This window comes from Pseudooceanicola aquaeponti (assembly GCF_050897975.1).
GTDB lineage: Bacteria > Pseudomonadota > Alphaproteobacteria > Rhodobacterales > Rhodobacteraceae > Pseudooceanicola.
In genome coordinates this window covers 235,852-251,110 of record NZ_JBPAXY010000004.1, presented here as the reverse complement: position 1 = coordinate 251,110, position 15,259 = coordinate 235,852, and the positions used below count along the sequence as shown (strand labels likewise).

Here is a 15,259-nt window from a genome sequence, read left to right as displayed (position 1 = left end):
AAACAGTCTGTTTCCTGACACATTCTCTAAAATCTGTCAGTCATTCCAGAAAGATACGACGCCGACTCGGCGGATGGAGGGGGGCCTTGCCCCCCTGCCCGGCCCGCCGCAGACCACCGCATTTATATCAGGTCCTCGCATGGAACTTCTTTTTCTGCTGCTTCTGCCCCTGCTGGCCGCACCGCTGTTCGACGGCAGCGACGATGACGATCACGCCTCAGCCGAGGACAGCGGCGACGATGTGATCGACGATCCCAACCCGTCGATTCCCGGCGACGAGGACGAGGACGCGCCGGTGCAATCCATACTTCGCGACCTGATCGACCAGACCTATCCCGAGGCCGTCGAGCTGGCCGAGGGCGAGGAACGCTATTACGACGGCCCCGAGGCGCAAGAGGGCGTGCTGACGGGCGGCGGCATCGTTCATGCCGGGCCGGGCGGCGACATCGCCTTCGCCGAGGACGACATGACGGTCTACGGCGGCTCGGGCGACGACTACCTGGTCGGGCTGGACCGCGCGCAGGTCTACGGCGGCGCGGGCAGCGATGCGGTCGCCGCCGCCGGTCAGGCCAAGGCCTGGGGCGGGTCGGGCGACGATGAGGTCGAGGGCTACGACCAGGGCCTGGGCCGGGCCGGGTCGGGCGACGACACCCTCTACGGCGGCGCGGGCGGCGACCCCGAGGCCGAGACCTACCTGGCGGGCGGTACGGCGCGGCTTTACGGCGGGCCCGGCGACGACCTGGGCTATGCCAATGATCATGTCCAGCTTTACGGCGGGCTGGATGACGACACGCTGTTCGGCTTCGAAGAGGCGACGCTGCACGGCGGCTATGGCCAGGACCAGATCGGCGCGACGGGCAGCGCCCAGGGCTATGGCGGCGCCGGGGCCGACAGGCTGATCGCCGAGGGCGAGGCCAGCGTTTACGGCGACAGCGGCGAGGATGTGCTGGCGGCCTATGACAGCGCCGAGGCGCACGGCGGGCTGGGCCAGGACACGCTGTCGGCCTACGGCAGTGCGCAGGTCTACGGCGACCGGGGCGCCGATCACCTTTACGCATCTGAAGACGCCGCGGCCCATGGCGGCGCCTGGCGCGACGAGATCACCGCCAGCGACCGCGCCGCGGGCTTTGGCGGCTCGGGCGATGACACCCTGAGCGGGTCGGACGAGGCCCTGTTGCACGGCGGGTCGGGCGACGATGTGCTGACCGCCGGGGACAGCGTCCATGCCTATGGCGACACGGGCGAGGACGCGCTGACCGGCAGCGGCCAGGCGCAGCTCTATGGCGGCGCGGGCGAGGATCTGCTGAACGCCAGCGGCGAGGCCCGGGCCCAGGGCGACAGCGGCGACGACACGATCACCGCGACCGGGGATGCCCTGGCCTATGGCGGCTCGGGCGACGACTGGATCGAGGCCTCGGATACCGCCGAGGCCTGGGGCGGCACCGGGGCCGACAACATCTTTGCCGAGGACGAGGCCACCGGCCAGGGTGGCGCCGGCACCGACCGGATGATCGGCAGCGGCACGGCCCAGCTCTATGGCGGCTCGGGCGACGACACGCTGACCCTCTTCGGCGAGGCCCAGGGCTATGGCGGCGCGGGCAGCGATACCTACTTCGTGCCCGGCCTGTCGCTGATGGAAGAGGCCGAATATGACGAGATCCCCGACTGGGCCTATACCCAGGACCTGGGCGTGGTCGAAGATTTCGAGGGCGGCAGCGACCGGATCGAGATCGCCGGGACGGCCGATGACGGCTCGTTGGTGACCGGGGTCGGGATCACCGCCGCCGCGACCAGCGGCTATGTCGATGTGGTGATCGGCCTGGAAGGGCCCGAAGGGGCCGCGTTCAGCCAGACCATCACCGTGGCGCTGGACGACACGGCGCCGCTGTCGCTGGACGACATCTGGATCCGCAACGGCGATGGCAGCCTCAGCCCCGCCTCGGCCCTGGCGGGCAGCGCCGCCGCCTGATCCGGGCGCGCCGCGCCCGGCACCCGCTGATCGCTAACGCTGCCAGTGACGCGCCCGGGCCGTTTCCGGCTTGGGCGCCGCCAGCCCCTCCAGCACCCGCAGGCCCGACTTGGCGCGCACCTTCTCGCCGGGGCCAGAGGGCGCCTGCACCCGCTTGCTGGCCTCGACCATCAGCACGCCGCCCGACAGCACCGCCGAGACCTGGCCGCCCATCTTCTCCCAGAAATTCGCCGTCTTGCGCCAGAAGCGGCGCGACGAGGGCGGCTGGTACAGGGTGTGCTGATGCCGTTCGGGCAGGAAGGCATGGCGTTTCAGCTGCGCCTCAAGCTGGCCCTGGCTGTAGGGGCGGCCATAGCCAAAGGGCGTGCGGTCGGAGCGCGACCACAGGCCCGAGCGGTGCGGCACGATGAACATCGCCTTGCCCCCCGGCCCCAGCACGCGGAAGCATTCCTCCAGCAGCTCGGTCGGGCTGTCGCTGGTTTCCAGCCCGTGCATCAGCACCAGCTTGTCCACCAGCCCGGTGTCGATGGGCCACAGGGTTTCCTCGCACAGGACCGAGACATTGGGCATGGCGGCGGGCCAGGGCATCACCCCCTGCGGCGCGGGCATCAGGGCGATGACCCGGCGCGCCTCGGCCAGGTAGGGGCGCAACAGCGGGGCTGCAAATCCGTAGCCCAGCACGGTCTGCCCCTTCGCCTCGGGCCAGAAATCCAGCAGCCGCCCACGAATAGACGCCTGGGCGGCGCGGCCCAGGGTCGAGCGGTAGTAGAAATTGCGCAGATCCTGCACATCCAGGTGCATTGCAAGCCGCTCCGCTTTGGGTTTCACTCTGAACCATAACAAGTGCGAAGGAAATGACCATGGCCCTTGCCCTCGTCACGGTGCCCTGTCTGAGCGACAATTACGCCTATCTGCTGCATGATCCCGCCGCCGGAGAGACCGCTGTGGTGGACGTGCCCGAAGCCGCGCCGATCCTGGCCGCCCTGGCCGAACGCGGCTGGAGCGCCGATCAGGTCTGGCTGACCCATCACCACCCCGATCACGTCCAGGGGCTGGAGGCGCTTCTGGCCCAGCATCCCGGCGCCCGGGTCTATGGCGCCGAGGCCGATGCGCACCGGCTGCCGAAGCTGGACGTGGCGCTGAAAGAGGGCGACCACCTGAGCCTGGGCGGCGAACGCGGCGCCGTTCTGGACGTGTCGGGCCATACCGTCGGCCACCTGGCCTTCCACTTCCCCGCCAGCGAGATCGCCTTTACCGCCGACAGCCTGATGGCGCTTGGCTGTGGCCGGGTCTTCGAGGGCACCTTCGAGCAGATGTACCACTCGCTGCAAAAGCTGGCCGCGCTGCCGCCGCGCACCACGATCTGTTCCGGGCACGAGTACACCCTGGCCAATGCGAAATTCGCCCTGACGATTGAACCGGGCAATTCCGATCTTATATCTCGTGTCGAGGCCGTGAAGGCCGCCCGTGCCAATGGACGCCCCACCGTGCCGTCCAAGCTTTCCGAAGAACTAGCCACCAACCCCTTCCTGCGCGCCGCCCAACCTGCGGTCGCGGAACAGCTCGGGCTTTCCGGCGCCCCCGCGGCGAAGGTCTTCGCCGAGATCCGGCGTCGCAAGGACGCCTTCTGAATGACCGTTTAGGGACTATTCCGGCAGGCCGGGCCCGGAAATGTGAACGAGCGGTCGCAGAAAACGCTTGAAGCCCGGTCAGGATCGACCAAACTTTAAGACTAAGAGGCCATGGTTGGATCTGGGGCCCGCCCCCGCTCCGACACAGATCGAAAAGGAGCACCACAGTGCCTTCATTCTCGACCACCCTGGAACAGGCGATCCACGCGGCCCTGGCGCTGGCCAATGCCCGGCACCACGAATTCGCGACGCTTGAACACCTTCTGCTGGCGCTGATCGACGAACCCGACGCGGCCCGCGTGATGAAGGCCTGTTCGGTCGACACCGAGGAGTTGCGCCAGACCCTCGTCGAATTCGTGGATGAGGAACTGGCCAACCTGGTCACCGATATCGACGGCTCCGAGGCGGTGCCCACGGCCGCCTTCCAGCGCGTGATCCAGCGCGCCGCGATCCATGTGCAAAGTTCCGGCCGGACCGAGGTCACCGGGGCCAACGTGCTGGTCGCCATCTTCGCCGAACGTGAATCGAATGCCGCCTATTTCCTGCAAGAGCAGGACATGACGCGCTACGACGCGGTCAATTTCATCGCCCATGGGGTGGCCAAGGACCCGGCCTATGGCGAAAGCCGCCCGGTGACCGGCGCCGAGGACGAGCAGAAGCGCGCCACCGGCCCCTCTGCCGCCCAGCCCGAGGGCGACGGCAAGGAATCGGCGCTGGACAAGTATTGCGTCAACCTGAACGCCAAGGCGGATGACGGCGACGTCGATCCCCTGATCGGGCGCGGCCACGAGGTGGAACGCTGCATCCAGGTGCTGTGCCGCCGCCGCAAGAACAACCCGCTTCTGGTAGGCGACCCGGGCGTCGGCAAGACCGCCATCGCCGAAGGTCTGGCGCGCAAGATCGTGCAGGGCGAAACGCCCGAGATCCTGGCCAATACCACCATCTTCTCGCTCGACATGGGCGCGCTGCTGGCCGGCACCCGCTATCGCGGCGATTTCGAGGAACGGCTGAAGGCCGTGGTGACCGAGCTTGAGGCGCATCCCGATGCCGTGCTCTTCATCGACGAAATCCATACGGTGATCGGCGCCGGCGCCACCTCGGGCGGGGCCATGGATGCCTCGAACCTGCTGAAACCGGCCCTGGCCGGGGGCAAGCTGCGCTGCATGGGCTCGACCACCTACAAGGAATTCCGCCAGCATTTCGAAAAGGACCGCGCCCTGTCGCGCCGGTTCCAGAAGATCGACGTGAACGAACCCTCGGTCGAGGATGCGGTGAAGATCCTGCAAGGTCTGAAACCCTATTTCGAGGAACACCACGGCATCCGCTACACCAATGATGCGGTGAAGACGGCGGTGGAACTCTCGGCGCGCTACATCAACGACCGCAAGCTGCCGGACAAGGCCATCGACGTGATCGACGAGGCGGGCGCGGCCCAGCACCTGCTGTCGGAAAGCAAGCGCCGCAAGACCATCGGCGTGAAGGAGATCGAGGCCGTGGTGGCCAAGATCGCCCGCATCCCGCCGAAGAACGTCACCAAGGACGATGCCGAGGTGCTGAAAGACCTCGAAGGCTCGCTGAAACGTGTCGTCTTCGGTCAGGACAAGGCGATCGAGGCGCTCAGCTCGGCCATCAAGCTGGCCCGCGCGGGCCTGCGCGAACCCGAGAAGCCGATCGGCAACTACCTCTTCGCGGGGCCGACCGGCGTCGGCAAGACCGAGGTGGCCAAGCAGCTGGCGGATACCCTGGGCGTGGAACTGCTGCGCTTCGACATGTCGGAATACATGGAGAAACACGCGGTTTCGCGGCTGATCGGTGCCCCTCCGGGCTATGTCGGTTTCGACCAGGGCGGCCTGCTGACCGATGGCGTCGACCAGCACCCGCACTGCGTGCTGCTGCTCGATGAGATCGAGAAGGCGCACCCGGATGTCTACAACATCCTGCTGCAGGTGATGGACCATGGCCAGCTGACCGATCACAACGGCCGCACGGTGAACTTCCGCAACGTGGTGCTGATCATGACCTCGAACGCGGGCGCCGCCGAACAGGCCAAATCGGCCATCGGCTTTGGCCGCGACCGGCGCGAGGGCGAGGATACCGCCGCCATCGAGCGCACCTTCACGCCCGAGTTCCGCAACCGTCTGGATGCGGTGATCAGCTTCCAGCCGCTGCCGAAAGAGGTCATCCTGCAAGTGGTCGAGAAGTTCGTGCTGCAACTCGAGGCCCAGCTGATGGACCGCGGCGTGACCATCGAACTGACCCGCCCGGCGGCCGAATGGCTGGCCGACAAGGGCTACGACGACAAGATGGGAGCCCGCCCCCTGGGTCGGGTGATCCAGGAACACATCAAGAAGCCCCTGGCGGAAGAGCTGCTCTTCGGCAAGCTGGCCAAGGGCGGCGTGGTGAAGGTGGCGCTGAAGGGCGACGAGCTGGACCTGCAAATCAAGGGTCCGGACAAGCTGCGCCTGTCGGGCAACAAGCCGCCGCTGCTGACCGCAGAGTGAGGCAGGGCACCATGCCCGGCGATGGCACACGAAACAACAGAAGGGCGGGGCATGTCCCCGCCCTTCGGCTGTCCGGGCCTCGCCTCCCCAGCCTCCGGGCGGCGCGCCGCCTCGCGGCTTTCCTCGGCGCTTTGGCCGCCGCACCGGCCGTCGCGCAACAGGCCCCCCGCCTGGCCCTCCCCCTCGACTGCACTCCGGGCCGAACCTGCCACATCCAAAGCTATGTCGATGCCGACCCCGGCCCGGGCGCACGCGATTTCCGCTGCGGCACCCTAAGCTACGACGGCCACCAGGGCACCGATTTTGCCATGCCCGGCCTGGCGGCGATGCAGGCGGGCGTTATGGTGCGCGCCGCCGCCCCGGGCCGCATCCGTGCCCTGCGCGACGGCATGGCCGACCAGCTCTGGGACGGCACCACCGACCTGGCGGGCCGCGACTGCGGCAATGGGGTGGTCATCGACCACGGCCACGGCTGGGAGACGCAATATTGCCACCTGGCCCGAGGCCCGATCACGGTGCGCGAAGGGCAAGAGGTCACCACGGGCACCGCCCTGGGCCGCGTCGGCCTCTCGGGGCGCAGCCAGTTCCCGCATCTGCACCTGTCGCTGCGCCACGATGGCCAGGTCGTCGACCCTTTCGCGCCCGAAGGCCCCACCGCCTGCGACACCCCCGCCCCCAGCTCCCTCTGGGCCGATCCCCTGCCCTACCAGCCCGGCGGGCTGATCGCCCTGGGCTTTCTCGACGCCCTGCCCGCCTATGCCTCGATCAAGGCAGGCGACGCCGCCCGCGGCGCCCTGCCCGCCGACAGCCCCGCCCTGGTCCTCTGGGCCCATCTCTACGGCGCCCGGGCGGGGGATGTGCTGACGCTGGTGATCACCGCCCCGGACGGCCCCTTCACCCGGCAGGAGATCACGCTGGACCGCACCCAGGCCCAGCTCTTCCGCGCCCATGGCAAACGCCTGCACGCCGCCCTGCCCCCGGGCCTCTACACCGGCCGCGCCACGCTGACCCGAGACGGCCACCCCCTGGCGCAAAGCACTACCCAGATCCAGATCACCCCCTAGGCCCCAGGGCACAGGCCCCGGCAACGCCCCCCACTTTGGGCATCGGGCCCCTACGCCGCCCACAACAGGCGCAACGCGCCCCAGCCCAGGCGCCCACCCCCTCTTTCTCATTGCCAAAAATATCCCGGGGGGAGTCGCCGCAGGCGACGGGGGGCGAAGCCCCCCTTCCCCCTACCTGTCGCCCTCAGCGTTCGGTCAGCTTCAGCTCGATCCGCCGGTTGGCCGCCAGGGCCTCGGGGCTGTCGCCCTCGGCTATGGGCTGGTACTCGCCAAAGCCGTTGGCCGACAGATGCTCGGGCGCGATGCCCAGCTCGATCATGTAGCGCACCACCGACAGGGCGCGGGCCTGGCTCAACTCCCAGTTGTCGGAAAACTCGCGGCTGCCGCGCAGGGGCACCTTGTCGGTATGCCCGTCGACCCGGATGATCCAGTTGATCCCCGCCGGGATCTCGGCGGCCACCTGGCGCAGGATGCCCGCGATCTCGGCGATCTGGTCGCGCCCGGCCTCCGACAGCTGCGCCCGGGCGGGCGCGAACAGCACCTCGGAGGAGAAGACAAAACGGTCGCCGACGATGCGCACCCCGTCCTGCCCCGCCAGGATCTGCCGCATCCGGCCGAAGAAGTCCGAGCGGTACTGCTCCAGATCCTCGGCCTGGGCGGCCAGCCGCGCGGCTTCCTCGGCCAGGCGCGCCGCCTCGGCCTCGGCGCGCTGGCGCTCGCGCCGCTCCAGCGCGGTGGCCCGCGCAAGCGCCGCGTTCAGATCCTGGCCCAGGCTTTCGATCTGCACCAGGCTGGCGGCCTCGCGGCTTTTGTAATCGTCCAGCAGCGCCTGAAGCGAGCCAAGCTGCGTGCGCAGCGCCGCCACCTGTTGGTTCAGCAGCGCCGCCCGGCGCTGGCTTTCCGCCGATTTCGCCTCTTCCGCATCCAGCGCCGCGTTGGCCTCGGCCAGCAGGGCGGCGCGCGCTTCGGCCTCGCTCAACTGATCGCTGGCCTCCCGCTCGGCGGCCAGTTGCCGGGCCAGGGCCGCGGCCAGCTGATCACGCAGGGCCTCGCGGTCGGTCTGGGCGGAGGTGGCCTCGGTCTGAGCCGCGTCCCGGGCGGCCAGGGCGGCGGCCAGGCGGGCGCGCAGATCCTCGGTATCGTTGGCGGCCCGCGCGCTGTCGAGCTCCTCGCGCAGGGCGGAAAGCGCGCCCTCGGCGGCCCCCGCCTGGGCCAGGGCCTCGTCGCGGGCCAAGAGGGCGGCACCCAGGCGCAGGTCCAGATCCTCTTGCGCGGCCTCGGCGGCGGCCAGCAGGGTCAGGGTCTCTTCGGCCTTCCGGCGCTGTTCCTCCAGCGCCAGGGTCATGGCGGTCAGCGCGTCCTGGGAATTCTCCAGCCGCGCGCGCAGGGCGCGGGCCGCTTCGGCCTCGGCCAGGCGGGCGGCCTCTTCCTCGGTCAACTGCGCCTGGGCCTCGGCCAGCTCGGCCGACAGGCTGCCCGCCAGGCCCTGGGCGTCGTCCCGTTCGGTGCGCAGGCTGTCCACCAGGGCCTCCAGCGCCTCGCGGCGGGCGGCGGCCAGGCGGGCGGCCTCGGCGCCCGCGTCGATCTCATCCCGGGCCTGGGCCAGGGCCAGTTGCAGCGCCTCCTGTTCGCCGATCAGCCGCTGCTGTTCGGCCTGCAAATCACTGATCTGACCCCGGGCCTCGGTCTGCTGTGCCAGCAGCCCCGCCACCTGGGCCTCGAACTCGGTGATCCGCCCCTGGGCGGCCTCCAGCGAGGCCTGGGTACTGTCGCGTTCCTGGGTCAGCGAGGCGATCAGCGCCGCCTGCTGGTCCAGCCGCGTCTGGCGGTCGTCCAGCGTCGCGGTCAGGGTACCCACTTCGTCGGTCAGCCGGGCGCTGCGGTCGCGTTCCAGCCCCAGGGCCTGGCTCAGCGCGGCCAGGTCAGAGGTCAGCTCATCCAGCTCGCTTTCCTGGCCGGTGATGGTTTCCTGAAGCGTGAATTGCACGATCATGAAGATCGTCAGCACGAACATCAGCACCATCAAGAGGCCGGTCATCGCATCGACGAAGCCGGGCCAGATATTGGCCTGAAGCCGGGCGCCGGATCTGCGCGACAGGGCCATGGGTCAGCCGTCCCGGTCGGGGTGCGAAAGATGGGCGCGCTGCCCCTGGGCGATCAGCCGCGACAGCGAGGCGATGTCGGTGCGCAGCTCGGCCATGGTCTCGTGCCGGCCGGCGCTGATCTCTTCCAGGATGCGCAGCAGTTGCACGTCCATCGAGCGCAGGCGCATCCGGCTTTCGGCATCCAGCCCCTCGGCCAGACCCTGTTCCGTCAGCTTCTGCATCAACGCGTCCTGGCTGTCGGCGATGCGGGTCATCGCCTCGGCCATCTGGCCGCCGGAGCTGTTCTGCGCCGCCATGCGGTCGGTCAGCCGTTCGATCGTATCGGCCAGAGTGGACAGTTTCGCGTCCACCTCGGCGCGGGCGGCGTCGGAGCGGGCGAACATCTCCTGCATCCGGGCCATCTGCTCGCCCATGTTGTCCAGCACCGAGACCAGCATCGACTCGTCCGCGCCCCCCTCGCCGTCCGACGACAGGCCGACCCGGGTGATGGTCGACATCCACTCTTCCAGCTCGCGGTAGAACCGGTTCTGGCCGTGGCCCGCGAACAGCTCTAGCAGGCCGACGATCAGCGATCCCGCCAGGCCGATCAGCGAAGAGGCAAAGGCCACGCCCATCCCGCCCAGCTGGGCCTCAAGCCCGGTCATCAGCCGGTCAAAGACCGAGGTCGCCCCCTCGTCCGCGCCGGGCGCCAGCGAGCGGATGGTGTCGACCACCGCCGGCACGGTGGTGGCCAGGCCATAGAAGGTGCCCAGAAGGCCGAGGAAGATCAGCAGCGAGGTGATATAGCGGGTGATCTCGCGCGCCTCGTCGATCCGGGTCGCGACGGATTCCAGGATCGAGGTGGCCGAGCTGGAGGAGATCTGCAAGCGGCGGTCGCGTTGGCCCAGCAGGGTGGCCAGCGGGGTCAGCAGGCGCGGCGCGCGCCCGGCCTCTTCGGCCAGGTCCGAGGCGAAGCGTTCGATCCAGCGCACAGACGAGATCAGCTGCACCACCTGCCAGAAACAGGCCATCACGCCCAGGACGAAGACGAAGGCGATGAAGCCGTTCAGATAGGGGTTCGCCTCGAAGACCGGCAGTAGTTTTGGCGCCACCAGAACGCCGCCTGCGCCGCACAGCCCCAGCACGATCAGCATCAGCAGGATCTGGCGGATGGGTTGGGAAAACTGCGGGGCGGCCTCGCCCTCACCATGAGCCATCTCGACGGTCCCGAGTGTGGTTTTCGTTGCCCCGACCATAGGTGCAATCGCCTTGCGGGAAAAGGACTTATCCGTGCAAATTGCGGACCCTTGCGGCCAGCCAGGTCAATTCGTCATCGCCCAGCCCCAGCTCTTCCAGGTGGGCGGCGGTGTTGTAGAGATATTCGGCATTGGGCCCCATTCCGCCATGGGCATGGGCGATGATCTGGGCCTGAATCTCCAACGGCAGGCCACCGCAATACTGGTCATGGGCGGGGTCCATCACATAGACCAGCGCCTCGACCGCGCGGCCATCTACCAGCTCGACGCCCAGGCGTTTCTCGACATAGGCCGAAGAGACCAGCTCGCGCTCGCGCAGATAGGCCAGCACCCGGTCTTCCTCGTCCTCGGCCACGCGCAGGGCCAGTCCGGTGCAGCCCGCCCCCTCTTCGGGGTCCAGCGCCAGCACCAGGCCCGGGTCGGCCTCTGACCCGCGATGGTGGATCGAGGTCATGCAGAAGCTGCGCCGGTAGTCGGGCAGATAGGCCACCACCCGCTCCACCGGGTCGAACCCCGGCTTCCACAGAAGCGACCCATAGCCAAAGACCCACATCGACATGACTTTTCCTTTCTCGACCCCACTTATAAACACGAGCTGTTGCCAGAGTTGAAGGGGGGCCGGATGAAGCGCCTGCTGATCGTCGTTGTCGCCGCCGCCCTTCTGTGGTCGGGCTATTGGGCCCTGGGGGCCATGGGGGCCAAGCGCGGCCTGGAAAACTGGATGGAGGCACGGCGCGCCGAGGGCTGGCAGGCGGATTACGCCGAGTTTTCCCTGCGCGGCTATCCGAACCGGTTCGATGCCCTGTGGCAGAACCTGGCCCTGGCCGATCCGGGCACCGGGCTGGCGGTCGAGATGCCGCGTTTCGGCCTTTATGCCCTGTCGTGGAAACCCGGCCACCTGATCGCCGTCTGGCCCGAGCGGTTCGATTTCCGCACGCCGGAAGAGCGGTTTTCCCTGGCCAGTGAGGACCTGCGCGCCTCGCTGCGGGTCACCCCCGGCCCGCTGCTGGAGCTGCAACGGGCGCAGATGACGGGCCGCGCGCTGGTGCTGTCGGGCGGGACCGAGGCGGCGATGGACAGCCTCAACCTCGCCATGGCGCAGGACGCCGAGGACGACAGCCGCTATCGCCTGGGCCTGGCGGCCGAGGGCCTGTCGCTGCCCGCCCCCCTGGCGGCGCGGCTGGCGGTCGAGGGCCTGCCCGAGGCGGTGACCGAGCTGCGGCTGGATGCCGATGTGACCTTCACCCGCCCCTGGGATCTGCGCGCCCTAGAAGAGGCGCGGCCCCAGCCCGAGCGGGTCGCCCTGCACCTGGCCCGGGCCGCCTGGGGCGACCTGCTGTTGCAGGTGACCGCCGATCTGGAGGTGGACGCGCAGGGACGCCTGTCGGGCGAGGCCCATGTGCAGGCGCGCCAGTGGCGGCAGATGTTGCAGATGGCGGTGGCCGCGGGCGCGCTGCCTGCCGAGGTGGCGGGCAGCCTGGAGCAGGGCCTGTCGCTGATGGCGGGGTTCAGCGGCAACCCCAACTCGCTGGACCTGGGCCTGACCCTGCACGACGGCACGATCTGGGCCGGGCTGATCCCCCTGGGCCCCGCCCCGGTGCTGCACCTGCGCTAGGGGTCGTTTCGCCGCCGCTCTGCGCCGGCGAAGCCTCCGGCGGGGATATTTTTGGCAATGAGAAGCCATGGGGGCCGTGCCCGGAGGATCGGGCGGGCGCCTTTTGAGCCAGCGGGGGCGCTCAGCGGCAATAGGATCCGTTGCGATAGCGGGCAGTGTCGAAATGGAAGTGGTCGCGGTGCAGGGCGTTGGCCTCGGGGCCCAGCACGGTGCCGAAGGGGCCGCAGGCCGAGGCATGGGCCTGGTGCAGGATCCGCCCCTCGCGCCCGTTCGACCAGTCGTCCAGCACCACCAGGTCCTTGCCGTCTTGCAGCCGGATCGCGGCAATGTCGATGGCGCGGCCCTTGCCATGTTCCGAGATCCGCGCCCCCTTGCGGTTGTTGCGCGGGCGGCAGGCGTAATGGGCCACCACGCGCAGCTCGCGCACGCCGCCGCCATAGCGTTTCACCGCCGGGCGCAAGCCGCCGTCGACCCAGGTTTTCAGCGCCTGCGCCGTGGTGCAATCCATCACCGCATGGGTCGACAGGGCCACGCCGGAGACCGATTGCAGGCGGATCGCCTGCCCCACGCCGCAGCCCGCCGTGTCCGAGGCCACGGCCCCGATCGCCACCCCTTGCAGGGCCGGATCGCCGCAGACCGCCCCCTGCTGGCGCATCGCCGCCACCCGGCGGCCCTGCTGCACCACCGTCGCCGGACGCAGGTGCGGGCGCAGGGCGCGCAGCGGCGCCGTTGGCCGGTCGGGCAGGCGACGGGTGACGCCCAGGGTCTCGGCCCGGTTGGGATCGCGGGCCGCCGCCAGCGCCTGGAGGGCCACCTCATGGGCGATGTCGCGTTGCACGAAGACCTCGGCGGGCAGGATCACGCCCTTCACCATCTGGCCACGCGCCACCGGCCGCAGCGAGGCCCCCGGCGCCAGGGTCTGCGCGCCCGCCGAGACCGCCAGCAGCGTGCCAGCAAGGCAGGCGATGGCGATCCGGGCGGGGCGGGGCAGGGTCATTTCCGGGTGGTCCCCCGGCCGAAGTCCGGCGCATCCGTATCCTGACCGGCCTCGATGATGCCGCGGCGGATCGCGCGGGTGCGGGTGAAGTAGTCGAACAGCAGATCGCCGTCATCGCGGCGGATGGCCCGTTGCAGGCGGAAGAGTTCCTCGGTGAAGCGCTGGAGGATCGACAGGGTCGCCTCCTTGTTCGACAGGAAGACGTCGCGCCACATGGTCGGGTCCGAGGCGGCGATCCGGGTGAAGTCGCGGAACCCGGCGGCGGAATACTTGATGACCTCGCTGTCGGTCACCCGGCGCAGGTCATCGGCCACGCCGACCATCGTATAGGCGATGAGGTGCGGGGTATGGCTGGTCACCGCCAGCACCAGGTCATGGTGCTCGGGGTCCATCTCCTCGACATGGGCGCCCATGCCTTCCCAGAAGGCGCGCAGGCCCGCCAGGGCGTCGGGGTCGGTCTCGCCCGCGGGCACCAGCAGGCACCAGCGGTTGTCGAACAGCTCGGCAAAGCCCGCGCGGGGGCCGGAATGCTCGGTGCCCGCCAGGGGGTGGGCGGGGATAAAATGCACGCCCTCGGGCAGATGCGGGCCGACCGCGCGCACCACCTCGCCCTTGACCGAGCCGGTGTCGGACAGCACGGCCCCGGGCTTGAGGAAGGGGGCGATCTGTTCCGCGACGCGACCCATGGCGCCCACGGGCACCGCCAGGATCACCAGATCGGCACCGGTCACCGCCTCGGCCAGGCTGTCGCAGATCACGTCGCCCAGGCCGATCTCGCGCGCCGTGGCGCGGGCCTCGTCCGACAGGTCATAGCCGCGGATCTCGCCCGCCAGGCCACCCCGTTTGGCGGCGTGGATGATCGACGAGGCGATCAGCCCCAGCCCCACCAGGGTGACCGTGCCGTAGATCATGCGCTCTCTCCGGCCTTGAACTGGCCGATGGCATGGGCGACGCGGCGGCAGGCGGATTCGTCGCCCACGGTGATGCGCAGGCAGTGCGGCAGCTTGTAGCCCGCCACCTGGCGCACGATCAGGCCGCGCCCCTTGAGGAAGGCGTCACAGGCCGCGGCCTCTTCCGGGCTGGCGAAACGCGCCAGGATGAAGTTGCCATGGCTCGGGTCCGAGGGCACGCCATGATCGGCCAGGGCGCCTGCCAGCCAGTCGCGCAGCCGGGCGTTCTCGGTCCGCGACCTGGTGACATGGGCCTGGTCGTTCATTGCCGCCGTCGCCGCGGCCAGCTGGGCGTTGGACAGGTTGAAGGGCTGGCGGATGCGGTTCAGCACATCGACGATGTCCTGCGGGCCGTAGCCCCAGCCGATACGCAGCCCGCCCAGCCCGTAGATCTTGGAGAAGGTGCGCGTCATCAGGACGTTGCTGCGCGCCTCGACCAGGGCGGCGCCGCCGTCATAGCCCTGCACATATTCCGCATAGGCCCCGTCCAGAACCAAGAGCGCCCCTTCGGGCAGGGCATCGGCCAGACGCGCCACCTCGTTGGTGCCGATCATCGTGCCGGTGGGATTGTTCGGGTTGGCGATGAAGACGATCTTGGTGCGCGGCGTCATCCCCGCGATCAGCTTGTCGACATCGGTGACGCGGTCGGTCTCGGCCACCTCGACCGGGGTCGCGCCCGCCGCATGGGCACAGATGCGGTACATGCCGAAGCCATGTTCGGTGAACAGCACCTCGTCGCCGGGGCCCGCATAGGCCTGGCAGACCCATTGCAGCACCTCGTCAGAGCCCACGCCGCAGATCACCCGCGCCGGGTCCAGCCCGTGATGGGCGGCAATCGCCTGGCGCAGCTCGGCGTGATCGGTGGAAGGGTAGCGATGCAGGTCGTGCACGGCGCGCAGGAAGGCCTCCTTCGCCGGATCGCCCGCCCCGTAGGGGTTCTCGTTCGACGACAATTTCACCACGTCGCTCACGCCCTCGACCTTGGAGGCACCGCCGACATAAAGGGCGATCTCCATGATCCCGGGCTGCGGCTTGATCTTCTGCATCATAGTCTCACCTCTGCACCACTGCCGCTTCTAGCTGGCGGGCCAAAGCAAGGAAAGATGAAGTTTGAATGAAACCCGACGCGGGCGGCGGCCGTGGCAGAAACTCCGCGCCGGGACGCGCCTGGCGGGTCGGATAGCGGTGCCGC

Annotated in this window: 12 protein-coding genes; 5 read left to right on the top strand and 7 right to left on the bottom strand. The window is 69.3% G+C overall.

Translation table 11 applies throughout. The features are described 5' to 3' along the window. The first annotated feature begins 139 nt into the window (after positions 1–139). On the top strand, positions 140–1,969 hold the full coding sequence (locus tag ACRARE_RS11005) for a putative sodium/potassium/calcium exchanger (RefSeq protein WP_432656483.1): 1,830 nt from the start codon (positions 140–142) through the stop codon (positions 1,967–1,969). A 33-nt stretch (positions 1,970–2,002) separates the two neighbouring features. Here the strand turns inward: ACRARE_RS11005 and ACRARE_RS11000 are convergent, their stop codons facing one another. Further along, positions 2,003–2,770 carry a class I SAM-dependent methyltransferase gene (locus tag ACRARE_RS11000; RefSeq protein WP_432656482.1) on the bottom strand — a complete coding sequence of 256 codons (768 nt, stop codon included), beginning with the start codon at positions 2,768–2,770 and terminating at the stop codon, positions 2,003–2,005. 59 nt (positions 2,771–2,829) lie between these two features. Here ACRARE_RS11000 and gloB point away from each other — a divergent pair, with 59 nt between their 5' ends. The 3 genes from gloB to ACRARE_RS10985 all read left to right on the top strand — a co-directional run bounded on the left by gloB (position 2,830) and on the right by ACRARE_RS10985 (position 7,165). Beyond that, entirely contained in the window at positions 2,830–3,600 is a 771-nt protein-coding gene (gene gloB, locus ACRARE_RS10995) for a hydroxyacylglutathione hydrolase (RefSeq protein ID WP_432656481.1), read from the top strand. A gap of 167 nt (positions 3,601–3,767) precedes the next feature. Then, on the top strand, positions 3,768–6,101 hold the full coding sequence (gene clpA / locus ACRARE_RS10990) for an ATP-dependent Clp protease ATP-binding subunit ClpA (protein WP_432656480.1): 2,334 nt from the start codon (positions 3,768–3,770) through the stop codon (positions 6,099–6,101). Between the two features lie 131 nt (positions 6,102–6,232). Then, the gene (locus ACRARE_RS10985; protein ID WP_432656479.1) at positions 6,233–7,165 is read left to right on the top strand and encodes a M23 family metallopeptidase; all 933 of its coding nucleotides are present in this window, start codon (positions 6,233–6,235) and stop codon (positions 7,163–7,165) included. A 184-nt stretch (positions 7,166–7,349) separates the two neighbouring features. Here ACRARE_RS10985 and ACRARE_RS10980 read toward each other — a convergent pair whose 3' ends face one another. The 3 genes from ACRARE_RS10980 to ACRARE_RS10970 all read right to left on the bottom strand — a co-directional run bounded on the left by ACRARE_RS10980 (position 7,350) and on the right by ACRARE_RS10970 (position 11,064). After that, complete coding sequence (locus tag ACRARE_RS10980; RefSeq protein WP_432656478.1) at positions 7,350–9,269, bottom strand: peptidoglycan -binding protein; 1,920 nt, start codon at positions 9,267–9,269, stop codon at positions 7,350–7,352. 3 nt (positions 9,270–9,272) lie between these two features. Continuing rightward, on the bottom strand, positions 9,273–10,466 hold the full coding sequence (locus ACRARE_RS10975) for a biopolymer transporter ExbB (protein ID WP_432656477.1): 1,194 nt from the start codon (positions 10,464–10,466) through the stop codon (positions 9,273–9,275). A gap of 67 nt (positions 10,467–10,533) precedes the next feature. Next, the gene (locus ACRARE_RS10970; RefSeq protein ID WP_432656476.1) at positions 10,534–11,064 is read right to left on the bottom strand and encodes a gamma-glutamylcyclotransferase; all 531 of its coding nucleotides are present in this window, start codon (positions 11,062–11,064) and stop codon (positions 10,534–10,536) included. A 63-nt stretch (positions 11,065–11,127) separates the two neighbouring features. Here ACRARE_RS10970 and ACRARE_RS10965 point away from each other — a divergent pair, with 63 nt between their 5' ends. Then, the gene (locus ACRARE_RS10965; RefSeq protein WP_432656475.1) at positions 11,128–12,120 is read left to right on the top strand and encodes a DUF2125 domain-containing protein; all 993 of its coding nucleotides are present in this window, start codon (positions 11,128–11,130) and stop codon (positions 12,118–12,120) included. A 121-nt stretch (positions 12,121–12,241) separates the two neighbouring features. Here ACRARE_RS10965 and ACRARE_RS10960 read toward each other — a convergent pair whose 3' ends face one another. From ACRARE_RS10960 to hisC, 3 genes are read right to left on the bottom strand one after another with little or no spacing between them, the layout of a single operon-like run. Beyond that, positions 12,242–13,117, bottom strand: coding sequence for an extensin-like domain-containing protein (locus tag ACRARE_RS10960; RefSeq protein ID WP_432656474.1), 876 nt, complete (start codon positions 13,115–13,117; stop codon positions 12,242–12,244). Further along, positions 13,114–14,028, bottom strand: coding sequence for a prephenate/arogenate dehydrogenase family protein (locus ACRARE_RS10955; protein ID WP_432656473.1), 915 nt, complete (start codon positions 14,026–14,028; stop codon positions 13,114–13,116). Before ACRARE_RS10955 ends, ACRARE_RS10960 begins: the two co-directional genes overlap by 4 nt. Then, complete coding sequence (hisC, locus tag ACRARE_RS10950; RefSeq protein ID WP_432656472.1) at positions 14,025–15,116, bottom strand: histidinol-phosphate transaminase; 1,092 nt, start codon at positions 15,114–15,116, stop codon at positions 14,025–14,027. Before hisC ends, ACRARE_RS10955 begins: the two co-directional genes overlap by 4 nt. Positions 15,117–15,259: the final 143 nt, after the last annotated feature.

Bases quoted from the DNA above. Each gene is read 5' to 3' on its own strand.
- ACRARE_RS10970 (WP_432656476.1), bottom strand. From the start codon at position 11,064: ATGTCGATGTGGGTCTTTGGCTATGGGTCGCTTCTGTGGAAGCCGGGG.
- ACRARE_RS10965 (WP_432656475.1), top strand. From the start codon at position 11,128: ATGAAGCGCCTGCTGATCGTCGTTGTCGCCGCCGCCCTTCTGTGGTCG.
- hisC (WP_432656472.1), bottom strand. From the start codon at position 15,116: ATGATGCAGAAGATCAAGCCGCAGCCCGGGATCATGGAGATCGCCCTT.
- ACRARE_RS10955 (WP_432656473.1), bottom strand. From the start codon at position 14,028: ATGATCTACGGCACGGTCACCCTGGTGGGGCTGGGGCTGATCGCCTCG.
- gloB (WP_432656481.1), top strand. From the start codon at position 2,830: ATGGCCCTTGCCCTCGTCACGGTGCCCTGTCTGAGCGACAATTACGCC.
- ACRARE_RS11005 (WP_432656483.1), top strand. From the start codon at position 140: ATGGAACTTCTTTTTCTGCTGCTTCTGCCCCTGCTGGCCGCACCGCTG.
- ACRARE_RS10975 (WP_432656477.1), bottom strand. From the start codon at position 10,466: ATGGCTCATGGTGAGGGCGAGGCCGCCCCGCAGTTTTCCCAACCCATC.
- ACRARE_RS10960 (WP_432656474.1), bottom strand. From the start codon at position 13,117: ATGACCCTGCCCCGCCCCGCCCGGATCGCCATCGCCTGCCTTGCTGGC.
- ACRARE_RS11000 (WP_432656482.1), bottom strand. From the start codon at position 2,770: ATGCACCTGGATGTGCAGGATCTGCGCAATTTCTACTACCGCTCGACC.
- ACRARE_RS10980 (WP_432656478.1), bottom strand. From the start codon at position 9,269: ATGGCCCTGTCGCGCAGATCCGGCGCCCGGCTTCAGGCCAATATCTGG.